The sequence below is a fragment of the Lysobacter lycopersici genome (assembly GCF_007556775.1).
Lineage (GTDB): Bacteria > Pseudomonadota > Gammaproteobacteria > Xanthomonadales > Xanthomonadaceae > Pseudoluteimonas > Pseudoluteimonas lycopersici.
In genome coordinates, this window is sequence record NZ_CP041742.1 from 2373730 (window position 1) to 2385895 (window position 12166).

A 12166-nucleotide genomic window follows, 5' to 3' on the forward strand; every position below is an offset into this window, starting at 1 on the left:
CTTTCACCAACGATCAACCACGAACTGGCGGCACCGATTCACGCAACACATTACCCAGCAATACATAACAACGGAGGACATGGTCATGGCGCATTTCGAACTGGTTGAAAAGATGGCCCCGAACGCGGTCATCAAAGTGGTCGGCGTGGGTGGCGGCGGCGGCAACGCGGTCGCGCACATGGTCAACAGCAGCGTGGACGGGGTGGAATTCATCACCGCCAACACCGACGCGCAGGCGATCAAGAACTGCGGCGCGAAGCTGCAGCTGCAGCTCGGCAGCAACGTCACCAAGGGCCTGGGCGCGGGCGCGAATCCGGAAGTCGGCCGCCAGGCCGCGCTCGAGGACCGCGAACGCATCATGGACGCGCTGCAGGGTGCGGACATGGTGTTCATCACCGCCGGCATGGGCGGCGGCACTGGCACCGGTGCGGCGCCGGTCGTGGCGCAGCTCGCGAAGGAAATGGGCATCCTCACCGTTGCGGTCGTCACCAAGCCGTTCCCGTTCGAAGGCCGCCGGCGCATGCAGGTGGCACTGAAGGGCATCGAGGAACTGAGCCAGCACTGCGATTCGCTGATCACGATCCCGAACGAGAAACTGATCACCGTGCTCGGCCGCAATGCGACCATGATCCAGGCCTTCCGCGCCGCCAACGACGTGCTGCAGGGCGCGGTGCAGGGCATCGCCGACCTGATCGTGCGCCCGGGCCTGATCAACGTCGACTTCGCCGACGTGCGCACGGTCATGGCCGAGATGGGCCTGGCGATGATGGGCACCGGCACCGCCCGCGGCGACGACCGCGCGCAGGCCGCGGCGGAAAGCGCGATCCAGAACCCGCTGCTCGACGACGTGAACCTCTCGGGCGCGAACGGCATCCTGGTCAACATCACCGCCGGCCCGGACTTCACCATGGCCGAGTTCGACGAAGTGGGCCGCACCATCGAGAACTTCGCCTCGGAAGACGCGACCGTCGTCATCGGCACCGTGCTCGATCCGGACATGCAGGACGAAGTGAAGGTGACCGTGGTCGCGACCGGTCTCAATCGCGCGGTGTCGCGCCAGGCCTTGCCGACGCGCGATTTCGACAATGGCTTCACCACCCAGCGCCGCCCGCAGGTGGAACTGGTTCGCAGCCAGGGCAAGCGCGACGGCACCACCGGCATGATGATCGACGAGGTCGCCGATCCGTTCCGCCCGAACGCCGGCATCGCAGCCAACCTGCGCGGCCGTGGCGCGGAGCCGTCGTCGACCCCGGCGGTCGCGGACTTCGGTGGCGACGGCAACTACCTCGACATCCCGGCGTTCTTGCGTCGTCAGGCCGATTGAGGTTTTTTCCTTCTCCCCGCACGCGGGGAGAAGGTGCCGAAGGCGGATGAGGGGCTTTGTCCCGCGTCGGTTTTCGGTGAACGCCATGTCCTTCCCGCCGGGTCGCCAGCCCGGCGGGATTCCTGGACCGGTCGCTCGTCGACCGGTCGTTTCTCCGTCAACGCCACGCGCGCCAGTGCGTTCAGGTTCATCGATCCGCGTGCTAACCTCCCCGCGTTTCCCGCCGTGCGCGCTGCGCGCGGCCCCCGACGGACCCGCCGCATGCCGCTGCAACGCACCCTCCGCAATGTGATCCGCGCCACTGGCGTGGGATTGCACAGCGGGGAAAAGGTGTACATGACCATGCGCCCGGCGCCGGTCGACCATGGCATCGTGTTCCGCCGCACCGACCTCGATCCGGAAGTCGAAATCCCGGCGCGTGCCGACCTCGTGACCGAGACCATGCTGTGCACCGGCCTGTCGCGCGGCGCAGGCTCGGTGATGACGGTCGAACACCTGCTGTCGGCGCTCGCCGGCCTGGGCATCGACAACGCCAGCATCGAGCTGTCCGCGCCGGAAGTGCCGATCATGGACGGCTCCTCCGGGCCGTTCGTGTTCCTGTTGCAATCGGCGGGCGTCGTCGAACAGGACGCGCCCAAGCGCTTCATCCGCATCACCCGGCCGGTGGAAGTGCGCGACGGCGACAAGATCGCGCGCTTCGAACCCTACGATGGTTTCAAGCTCGACTTCACCGTGCAGTTCGACCACCCGGCGATCCCGGCCTCGGCCTCGCGCGCGGTGGTGGATTTCTCGACCACGACCTACGTCAAGGAAGTCAGCCGCGCACGCACCTTCGGTTTCATGCGCGACCTCGAGTTCATGCGCGAGCGCAACCTCGGCCTCGGCGGCTCGATGGACAACGCCATCGTCCTCGATGAGTACCGGGTGTTGAACGAGGATGGCCTGCGCTACGCCGACGAGTTCGTGCGCCACAAGATCCTCGACGCGGTCGGCGACCTGTACCTCGCGGGCCATCCGATCGTCGGCGCCTACGTCGCCTTCAAGTCGGGGCACGCGCTCAACAACAAACTGGTGCGCGCCCTGCTCGCCGAACGGGAAAGCTGGGAAGAAGCGACCTATGCCGGGGATGCGCCGGTACCCGTCGCCTACATGCCACCGATGGCGCCGGTGCCGCAGTCCTGAAACCGAGCCGGGAATGTGAACCCTTCCCGAATTTTACAAAAAATTAACATCAGGTTAGCGAAAGCCTAGCCTTCTGTTAACGCGTCTGGAGGGGGTGGCCGGTAGCATGCCGCGTCCCCTCCGGTCCGCCGGCGGGTCAGGAAGGTTTCCTCGAGGGATCGGACCGGTCGGCCTGGCACAGGTCGAGCGCCGCCGCGGCCTTGCGTGCGGCGACGGGGTCCGGTTTGCGACGGGTTGGCGGCGCGGTTGGCGCGGCCATCGCGGCGTGGCTGGTCTTCACGACGAGCGAGGACACCTCCAGCCCGATGGAACGGGCAGCGTCGAGCAGTTCCGGGCCAGCCAGGCGCAGTCGCGCATGCCAGGCCGGGGCATCGACGAGATAGACGAGCCTGCCGTTGTGCACGTTACCCAGCCGCGCATGCGCGGCCAGTGCCTGCGGCAGGCGGGGACGCAACTGCCGGTCCAGGGCGTCGAGCCACAGCGCGCGACGGATCGGATCGCCGCCGGGGCCTTCGAGCAGCGCGTCCAGCGCCGCGACGGAGGTCGAGGCACGCGGGTTGCGGGTTGCCGATTTCGACATGGACACATGATGGACGCTTTCCACCGCATTCTCACTTCGCAGCGCCAGCGTTTCGCGCGCCTCGCCTCGGATGCCGGCGCGCTCGCTTCGCGTCGCCCGTTCGCCGCGCGCATCGCGCTGCTCGGCACCGGGCTCGCGCTCGGGCTCGGCCTCAGCATCGGCGCCGGTGCGCTGCGCCAGGCCTCGCTGCAATCGCAACTGGCCACGCAGAAGGCGCAGTCGGCCGCGATGCAGCGCGAACTCAACGCCATGGCCGCGCGCCTGGGCGAACTGCAGGCCGATGCCAACCGGCTGAATGCGCTCGGCGACCGCCTGACCCGCGCCGGCCAGCTCGGCGACGGCGAATTCGATTTCGACAAGCCGGTCCCGGTGGGCGGCGTCGGCCCGGTGCACGACATCACCTCGCGCGAACTCGATCGCGGTATCGCCACGTTGGCTGCGCAGTTCCGCGAGTCCGGCGACCAGCTCTCGGTGCTGGAATCGCTGCTGTTCAGCCACAAGCTCGAGCAGGACGCGGTGCCCTCGGGCATGCCGGTCGCCAACAGCTACATCACTTCCGGTTTCGGCGGTCGCGCCGATCCCATGGGCGGCGGCGGCGAATTCCACAAGGGCATCGACTTCAAGGCCCGCACCGGCGATCCGGTGATGGCGGTGGCCGACGGCGTCGTCAGCTTCGCCGGCGTGCGCTCGGGCTACGGCAACGTGGTCGAGATCGACCACGGCAACGGCTACGTCACCCGCTACGCGCACAACTCGCGCCTGCTGGTGCGGGTCGGCGACCTGGTGCACGTCGGTAGCGTGATCGCCAAGGCCGGCTCGACCGGCCGCTCCACCGGCGCGCACGTGCACCTGGAGGTGTGGGACAACGGCCACGTGGTGAACCCGAGCCGGTTCCTGGCGCTCAACGGCGGTGGCAATCGCCGCGGCTGACGGGCGGCGGTCGACGGGACTTTTGTCGCGTCCGAGCGCCCCCACGTTACAATTCGCACCCCCAATCGACAGGGCGCCCATGCGCCCTGTCGCCGTCTGGGGCTTCGTCCCCGCGCCGCGATGCGGCCATCTTCCCGGAACCGGTTTCCCATGCTCAATCGTGTGCTCACCAGCGTCTTCGGCAGCCGCAACGAACGCCTGCTGAAGAAGCTCGACGGCATCGTCGCCAAGGTCAATGCGCTGGAACCCAAGCTGCAGGCCCTGTCCGACGACGAACTCAAGGCCAGGACCCCCGAATTCCAGCAACGCATCCGCGATGGCGAATCGCTGGACAAGATCCTGCCCGAGGCCTTCGCGGTCTGCCGCGAGGCATCCAGGCGCGTGCTCGGCATGCGCCACTACGACGTGCAACTGATCGGCGGCATGGTCCTGCACATGGGCAAGATCGCCGAAATGCGCACCGGCGAGGGCAAGACCCTGGTCGCGACGCTGCCGGTGTACCTCAACGCGCTCGAGGGCAAGGGCGTGCACGTGGTCACCGTCAACGACTACCTCGCGCGCCGCGACGCCGCGTGGATGGGCAGGCTCTACAACTGGCTGGGCCTGTCGGTCGGCGTGGTCTACCCGGGCATGCCGCACGCGGACAAGCACGCCGCCTACGCCGCCGACATCACCTACGGCACCAACAACGAATTCGGCTTCGACTACCTGCGCGACAACATGGCGCTGTCGAAGGAAGACCGCGTGCAGCGCAAGTTGAACTACGCCATCGTCGACGAGGTCGATTCGATCCTGATCGACGAGGCGCGCACGCCGCTGATCATCTCCGGCCCGGCCGACGAATCGCCCGAGCTGTACATCAAGGTCAACCGCATCGTTCCCTCGCTGCTGCGCCAGAAGGAAGAAGAAGGCGAGGGCGACTACTGGGTCGACGAGAAGCAGAAGCAGGTGCACCTGTCCGAGGCCGGGCAGGAACACGCCGAGGAACTGCTGCGCAGGGCCGGCATCCTCGACGCCGAGGACACCCTGTACGCGCCGCACAACATCCACGTCGTGCACCACCTCAACGCCGGCCTGCGCGCGCACGGCATCTACCAGCGCGACGTGGACTACATCGTGCGCGATGGCGAAGTGGTGATCGTCGACGAATTCACCGGCCGCACCCTGGTCGGCCGGCGCTGGTCCGACGGCCTGCACCAGGCGGTGGAGGCGAAGGAAGGCGTGCCGGTGCAGCGCGAGAACCAGACCCTGGCCAGCATCACCTTCCAGAACCTGTTCCGCATGTACGGCAAGCTGTCGGGCATGACCGGCACCGCGGACACCGAAGCCTACGAATTCCAGAGCATCTACGGGTTGGAAGTGGTGGTGATCCCGACCCACCGCGCGATGGTGCGCAAGGACCATTCCGACCTCGTGTTCCTCAACCGCAACGGCAAGTACCGCGCGGTGCTGAACGAGATCAAGGACGCGCACGCGCGCAGGCAGCCGGTGCTGGTCGGCACCACCAGCATCGAAGTGTCGGAAATGCTCAGCGACCAGCTGCGCGAAGCCGGCATCGCGCACGAGGTGCTGAACGCCAAGCAGCACGAGCGCGAGGCGCACATCGTCGCCCAGGCCGGGCGCCCGGGCGCGGTCACCATCGCCACCAACATGGCCGGCCGCGGCACCGACATCGTGCTCGGCGGTTCGCTGGAATCGGAACTGGCCGAACTCGAGGCGCAGGGCGAGGTCGACGAAGTGACGCGCGCGCGCCTGAAGTCCGAATGGCAGCAGCGCCACGACGAAGTCAAGGCCGCGGGCGGCCTGCACATCGTCGGCACCGAACGCCACGAATCGCGCCGCATCGACAACCAGCTGCGCGGCCGCTCCGGCCGCCAGGGCGACCCGGGTTCCTCGCGCTTCTACCTGTCCCTCGAGGACAACCTGATGCGCATCTTCGCCGCCGACTGGGTGCAGCGGGTGATGGCGCGCATGGGCCTGAAGGAAGACGACATCATCGAGTCGCCGCTGGTCACCAAGCAGATCGCCAACGCGCAGCGCAAGGTCGAGGCCCACAACTTCGACATCCGCAAGAACCTGCTCGACTTCGACGACGTCAACAACGACCAGCGCAAGGTCATCTACCAGCAGCGCGACGAACTGCTCGAGGCCGACAGCGTCAAGGACAACATCGACGGCATCCGCGGCGACGTGGTCGCGGCGCTGGTCGAACGCTACGTGCCGCCGAATTCGATCGACGAGCAATGGGACCTCGCCGGCCTCGAGTCCGAGCTCGCCTCCGAGTTCGGGCTGCAACTGCCGTTGCGCGAGATGGTCGCCGCGAAGAGCGAGGTCGACGCCGAGGAAATCGCCAACCACGTGCAGGACGCGGTGGCGCAGGGCTTCGCCGACAAGGAGCAGCGCATCGGCGGCGAGACCATGCGCATGCTCGAGAAGCACTTGATGCTCAACGTGCTCGACCAGAACTGGAAGGACCACCTCGCGCGCATGGATTACCTGCGCCAGGGCATCCACCTGCGCGGCTACGCGCAGAAGCAGCCCAAGCAGGAATACAAGAGCGAGGCGTTCCAGTTGTTCTCGGAGATGCTCGAGAAGGTCAAGCGCGAGGTGACGACCCTGCTCGCGCGTGTGCAGTTGCGCAGCGAGGCGGAGATCGCGCAGATGGAAGCCGCCGAACGCGCGCAGGCCGCGGCGCAGGCGCAGCAGATGCAGTTCCAGCATGCGGCCGTAGGCGGTTTCGGTGCCGACGAGGAAGCCGCGCAGGTCGCGTCCGAAGCGTCCGCGCTGCCCAAGGTCGGCCGCAACGATCCGTGCCCGTGCGGGAGCGGGAAGAAGTACAAGCATTGCCACGGGCAACTTGCATAGCAAGTTGCCCGTAATGCAGCCCGATCCAGGATCGGGCCGCATTCCCAAGTCCGCGAAGCGGACTTGGGTCCCCACGGGTCATTCTTCCAATCCCCCGCGCCTTCGGCGCGCCCCCCTTACCAAGGGGGGCTTGTCTGCGTTCGTGGTTCCGGCATCGGTTTGGAATCGATCAGGCGTCGCGCATCGATGAAACAGATACACGTCGTCGCCGGCGTCATCCGCGACGCACGCGGGCGCGTCCTGCTGGCGCGGCGCACCGAAGGCCGCGACCTGTCCGGATCGTGGGAATTCCCCGGCGGCAAGGTCGAACCCGGCGAAACGCCGGAAGCCGGGCTCGCGCGCGAACTGCGCGAGGAACTCGGCATCGAGGCGACGGTCGGCGCGAAGTTGATCGACGTGCCGCAACGCTATCCGCACAAGCGCCTGCGGCTGGACGTGCGCGAAATCGCATCGTGGTCCGGCACGCCGCGCGGCCTCGACGGACAGGCGCTGGCCTGGGTGCCGCCGCGCAAACTGGCCGATTACCCGATGCCGCCGGCCGACCGCCCCGTCGTCGCCGCGTTGCTGCAACCGGCGGAATATCTCGTGACGCCCATGCCCGGCGCGGACGGCGACGCGTGGCTGGAAGGATTGCGCGCAACGATCGAAGCCGGCGTGCGTCGCGTGCAACTGCGCGCACCCGGGATCGACGCCACGCGCTGGCGCGCGCTGGTCGCGGACGCCGCGGCGTTGTGCCGCGAAACCGGCGTGGAAGCGCTGGTCAACGGCAATGCGCAACTCGCGCGCGAACACGGCCTCGGCCTGCATCTGCGCGCGGACCAGTTGCCCGCGTTCGAGCAGACGATGCGCGTTCCCGGGAAATTGCTCGCGGCGTCCTGCCACGACGCGGCCGACCTGCAACGCGCGGCGGCGCTGGGCTGCGATTTCGTCGTGCTTGGTTCGGTGCTGCCGACGCCGAGCCATCCCGGCATCGCCGGCATGGGCTGGGACGGATTCGCCGCCTTGCGCGAAGACTGCGACCTGCCGATCTACGCCATCGGCGGGCTCGACCACAGCGACATCGCGACCGCGCGCGCGCATGGCGCGCAGGGCATCGCCGCGATCCGCGGCCTGTGGGCGAACGCGTAACGCGACCCCCTGACCAATGGCCGGGGCCTTGCCTGGCCTGGCCCGGGTAGAGTCCATGGAAAGCATTTCCATGGGGAAAACCGATGACCCGCATCCAGCGGAATTCCTGGTCGAAGGCCATCGCATGCGCGGCCGTTTCGATCCTGTTCGCCGCGCCGGCCTTCGCCGGCTACGACCTGCCGCCGCCGGAACTGCTGAAGGTGCTGAAGGCGCCGCCGCCGCCCTCGCCCGACGTCGATCCCACCGGCCGGCGCCTGTTGCTGACCACGGCGCAGACCTATCCGTCGATCGAACGCGTGGCGCGGCCGTACTACAAGCTCGCGGGCGTGCGCCTCGAACCGCAGAACCGCAGCCGCCACGACACCGCCGGCGGCTACGGCATTCCCGCCTGCGTCGCCGACTTCACCCTCGTCGACATCGCCGGCGGCAAGGAAACCAAGGTCGCGTTGCCCGCGGGCGCCTGCCCGGGCGGCGCGCTGTGGTCGCCGGATGGCAACCGCTTCGCGTTCCAGAACGTCACTCCGACTTCGGTCGAGCTCTGGCTCGGCGATGCGACCAGCGGCAAGGTGCGCAAGGTCGAAGGCCTGCGCCTGAACCCGATCTTCGGTTACACCGTGCAATGGCTGGGTGGCAGCAAATCGCTGCTGGTCAAGCGCGTGCCGGACGGGCAAGGCGCGCCGCCGAGCGAGGACGCCGCCACTACCGGCCCCGACATCCAGCAGGCGCTGGGCGGGCAAGGCGAAAGCAGCACCTACGAGGCGCGCGACACGCTCACCAGCGAACTCGACGAAAAGCGTTTCGCGTATTACGGCGCTTCGCAACTGGCGGTGGTCGATGCCGACAGCGGCAAGTCGCGCGATGTCGGCGCAGCGGCGATCTACTACCAGGTCAACGGCGCGCCCGACGGCGTGCACGTGCTCACCCAGGCGCTGAAACCACCGTTCTCGCACGCGGTCACCTACCAGCGCTTCGCCCACGACGTCGCGGTGCTGGATGCGTCGAACGGCAAGTCGACGACCATCGCATCGCTGCCGCTCGCCGATCGCGTCCCCGTGGCCGGCGTGCCGGAAGGTCCGATCAACTTCGACTGGCGCGCGACCGATCCGGCGACGCTGGTGTGGTCCGAAGCGCTCGACAAGGGCGACTGGAACGTCGAGGTGCCCGCGCGCGACAAGCTGATGATGCTCAAGGCGCCGTTCACCGCGAAGCCGGTGGAAATCGGTCGTACGAAGCAGCGCTTCAGCGGTTTCGCCTGGAGCCCGAAGCCCGACGTCGCCTTCCGCTACGAATACGACGAGAACCGCCACTGGACCACCACGCGGATCGTGGACGTGGACAAGCCCGGCGACGACGGCCGCGTGCTGTGGGACATGTCCAGCGACGAGTTGTACAAGAACCCCGGCAACTTCGTGTTCGAGGTGCAGGCCAACGGCGCCTACACCACGCGCATGGACGGCAACGACGTGTTCCTGAGCGGGCAGGGCGCATCGCCGCAGGGCGACAGGCCGTTCCTCGACCGGCTCGACCTGGCCACGCTCGAGAGCGAGCGCCTGTTCCGCAGTAGCGCGGACGAATACGACCAGTTCCTCGATTTCGCCGGCGACACCGGCAAGTACCTGACCTGGCACCAATCGATCGTCGATCCGCCGAACGCGTTCCTGCGCACGCTCGGGGCGGCGAAGGTCGACGCGGCGGCGGGCGAGGCGCAGTTCGCGTCCGATGGCATGCAACTCACCCGCGTGCCGGATCCGACGCCGGAAGTGCGCCAGATCAGGAAGCAACTGGTGACCTACAAGCGCGCCGATGGCGTGTCGCTGTCGTTCACCCTGTACACGCCGCCCGGTTATGCGGTGGGCACGCGCCTGCCGGCGGTGCTGTACGCGTATCCAGAGGATTTCGCCAGCAGCGAACAGGCCGGGCAGGTTTCCGGTTCGCAGCAGACCTTCACGCGCTTGCCGTACTACCGGCTGCTGCTGCTCGCCGGTTACGCGATCATCGACAACGCCAGCTTCCCCATCGTCGGCGACCCCAAGACCGCCTACGACACCTATCTCGAACAGCTGGAGGCCGACGCGAAGGCCGCGGTCGACAAGGCCGTCGACATGGGCGTGGTCGATCGCAACCGCATCGGCGTCACCGGCCATAGCCACGGCGCGTTGATGACCGCCAACCTCATCGCGCACACCGACCTGTTCAAGGCCGGCGTCGCCACCAGCGGTTCCTACAACAAGACGCTGACGCCGTTCGGCTTCCAGAACGAACGCCGTTCGGTATGGCAGGCGCGCGACGTGTACATCAAGGCCTCGCCGTTCTTCTTCGCCGACAAGATCAAGCTGCCGTTGCTGCTGGTCCATGGCGAGGACGACGCCAATCCCGGAACCGAGCCGATCCAGTCGCGCAAGCTGTACCAGGCGATCCGCGGCAATGGCGGTACGACGCGACTGGTGATGCTGCCGCACGAACCGCACTGGTACACCGCGCTCGAATCCAACGAACAGGTCGTCCACGACATGCTGGAGTGGTTCGACCGTTACGTGAAGAATGCGCCAGCGGCGAAGGATCAGCCGGCGAGCGCGCGGTAACGTCGGTCCAGCGCCGCGACCTGTTCGTCGAGCGCATCCAGCGGGCCGTCGTTGGCGATGACGTCGTCGGCGATGGCCAGCCGTTCGCGCCGGCTCGCCTGCGCCGCGAGCATGCCTGCAGCGAGTTCCGAATCGATCCCGTCGCGGCGCTGCAGGCGCTGCAGTTGCACGGCCTCGGGCACGTCGACGACGAGGATGCGCGACAGCCACGGATAGGTCGTGCGCCCGCCGCCTTCGGCGAGCAGCGGGATCGCGGCGACGGCATACGCCGACGAAGCCGCGCGGCATTGCGCTTCCAGCGCGGCACGCACGCGCGGATGCACGATGGCCTCGAGCCTGCGCCGCGCAGCGTCATCGGCGAACACGCGGCGGCGCATCGCCGCGCGGTCGAGGCCGCCATCGGCGGCGAGGATGTCGTTGCCGAACGCGGCGACGGTTTCCGCCAGCCCGTCGCTGCCGGGCGCCAGCGCGGCGCGCGCGGCGATGTCGGCGTCGGCGACGACGATGCCCAGTGCCTCGAAGCGGCGCGCGACCTCGCTCTTGCCCGAAGCCACGCCGCCGGTGAGGCCGATGACGAATGTGCTCATGCAGGCATTATGTAGGAGCGGCTTTTGTGGGAGCGGCTTTACCAGCCATGCGGCTGTTGAAAGCGAAGCCGCGACAACCCATCGCTGATCGGGGCTCAAGCCCCTCCCACAGGAAAATTTGTCAGCGCAACCCGGTGAGGCGCATGTAGGCGTCGATCAGCGGCTGGCCCCAGAAGAACGCGATCCAGCCGGCGATGGCGAGGTAGGGGCCGAACGGGATCGGCGTGGCGCGGTCGCGGCCCTTGGCGAACAGCCAGATCGAACCGACGATGGCGCCGACCACCGAGGACAGCAGGATCGTCGGCAGGATGCCCTTGAGTCCGGTCCATGCGCCGATCGCGGCGAGCAGCTTGAAATCGCCGTGGCCCATGCCTTCCTTGCCGGTGATCTGCTTGAACAGCCACCACACCGACCACAGGCTCAGGTAGCCGACGATCGCGCCTTCGATCGCCGGCTTGGGATCGACGTACAACTGTTCGTGCGCCGCGATCAGCCCCAGCCACAGCAGCGGCAGGGTGAGCTGGTCCGGCAGCAGTTGCGTGCGCAGGTCGATGCCCGCGAGCGCGACCAGGAAACAGCTGAACAGGATCGCGCCGAAGCCCTGCCAGCCAAAGCCGAAGCAGCAGACGCTGGCCAGCACCAGCAGCATGGTCACCAGTTCGACCAGCGGATATTGCATCGAGATCGGCGCGCCACAGTGCCCGCAGCGCCCGCGCAGCGCCAGCCAGCTCAGCAGCGGGATGTTCTCGTACCAGCGCAACGGCGCCTTGCAGTGCGGGCAATGCGAACGCTCGACCACGATCCCCGGCGGCGGCGGATCGTAGAGTTCGGGCTCGCCGAGGATCTCGCGGCTGTCGCGCTTCCACTGCCATTCCAGCCGGCGCGGCAGGCGCAGGATCACCACGTTGAGGAAACTGCCGAGCGCCAGCCCGAAGCCGGCCGCGGCGGGGTAGCCGAGGCCGGGGTGCGCGTCGAGGAAGGACATGCG

The 12166-nt window shown here is 67.9% G+C and carries 8 protein-coding genes and 1 pseudogene; 6 read left to right on the forward strand and 3 right to left on the reverse strand.

Annotated features, from left to right (window positions below; genetic code table 11):
* Positions 1-85: 85 nt before the first annotated feature.
* Positions 86-1060 (forward strand): annotated as a pseudogene (gene ftsZ, locus FNZ56_RS11725) (cell division protein FtsZ); the annotation flags it as partial.
* Positions 1061-1585: 525 nt separating this feature from the next.
* On the forward strand, positions 1586-2506 hold the full coding sequence (gene lpxC, locus FNZ56_RS11730) for a UDP-3-O-acyl-N-acetylglucosamine deacetylase (RefSeq protein WP_143880010.1): 921 nt from the start codon (positions 1586-1588) through the stop codon (positions 2504-2506).
* Positions 2507-2642: 136 nt separating this feature from the next.
* Here the strand turns inward: lpxC and FNZ56_RS12990 are convergent, their stop codons facing one another.
* A complete protein-coding gene (locus FNZ56_RS12990) occupies positions 2643-3086 on the reverse strand; it encodes a DUF721 domain-containing protein (protein ID WP_143880011.1) in 444 nt (147 codons plus the stop codon).
* Positions 3087-3095: 9 nt separating this feature from the next.
* Between FNZ56_RS12990 and FNZ56_RS11740 the strand changes: the two genes are divergently transcribed.
* From FNZ56_RS11740 to FNZ56_RS11755, 4 genes are all read left to right on the forward strand, one after another.
* Positions 3096-4016 (forward strand): M23 family metallopeptidase, encoded by a 921-nt coding sequence (locus FNZ56_RS11740; RefSeq protein ID WP_143880012.1) that lies wholly within the window; start codon positions 3096-3098, stop codon positions 4014-4016.
* Between the two features lie 150 nt (positions 4017-4166).
* Positions 4167-6881 (forward strand): preprotein translocase subunit SecA, encoded by a 2715-nt coding sequence (gene secA / locus FNZ56_RS11745; protein WP_143880013.1) that lies wholly within the window; start codon positions 4167-4169, stop codon positions 6879-6881.
* Between the two features lie 186 nt (positions 6882-7067).
* Positions 7068-8009 carry a Nudix family hydrolase gene (locus FNZ56_RS11750; RefSeq protein ID WP_143880014.1) on the forward strand — a complete coding sequence of 314 codons (942 nt, stop codon included), beginning with the start codon at positions 7068-7070 and terminating at the stop codon, positions 8007-8009.
* An 83-nt stretch (positions 8010-8092) separates the two neighbouring features.
* Positions 8093-10591, forward strand: coding sequence for a S9 family peptidase (locus FNZ56_RS11755; protein ID WP_143880015.1), 2499 nt, complete (start codon positions 8093-8095; stop codon positions 10589-10591).
* On the opposite strand, the gene coaE is transcribed toward FNZ56_RS11755, so the two are convergent.
* Both coaE and FNZ56_RS11765 read right to left on the reverse strand, forming a co-directional pair.
* Positions 10570-11178: a dephospho-CoA kinase gene (gene coaE / locus FNZ56_RS11760; protein ID WP_143880016.1), complete on the reverse strand. Its 609-nt coding sequence runs from the start codon at positions 11176-11178 to the stop codon at positions 10570-10572. The genes FNZ56_RS11755 and coaE overlap by 22 nt on opposite strands.
* 121 nt (positions 11179-11299) lie before the next feature.
* Positions 11300-12163: a prepilin peptidase gene (locus tag FNZ56_RS11765; RefSeq protein WP_143880017.1), complete on the reverse strand. Its 864-nt coding sequence runs from the start codon at positions 12161-12163 to the stop codon at positions 11300-11302.
* Between the last annotated feature and the right edge of the window lie 3 nt (positions 12164-12166).

Excerpts from the sequence above, each read along its gene's own strand:
- FNZ56_RS11750 (WP_143880014.1), top strand. The coding sequence starts at position 7,068 with ATGAAACAGATACACGTCGTCGCCGGCGTCATCCGCGACGCACGCGGG.
- secA (WP_143880013.1), top strand. The coding sequence starts at position 4,167 with ATGCTCAATCGTGTGCTCACCAGCGTCTTCGGCAGCCGCAACGAACGC.
- FNZ56_RS11755 (WP_143880015.1), top strand. The coding sequence starts at position 8,093 with ATGACCCGCATCCAGCGGAATTCCTGGTCGAAGGCCATCGCATGCGCG.
- FNZ56_RS11740 (WP_143880012.1), top strand. The coding sequence starts at position 3,096 with ATGGACGCTTTCCACCGCATTCTCACTTCGCAGCGCCAGCGTTTCGCG.
- FNZ56_RS12990 (WP_143880011.1), bottom strand. The coding sequence starts at position 3,086 with ATGTCGAAATCGGCAACCCGCAACCCGCGTGCCTCGACCTCCGTCGCG.
- FNZ56_RS11765 (WP_143880017.1), bottom strand. The coding sequence starts at position 12,163 with ATGTCCTTCCTCGACGCGCACCCCGGCCTCGGCTACCCCGCCGCGGCC.
- lpxC (WP_143880010.1), top strand. The coding sequence starts at position 1,586 with ATGCCGCTGCAACGCACCCTCCGCAATGTGATCCGCGCCACTGGCGTG.
- coaE (WP_143880016.1), bottom strand. The coding sequence starts at position 11,178 with ATGAGCACATTCGTCATCGGCCTCACCGGCGGCGTGGCTTCGGGCAAG.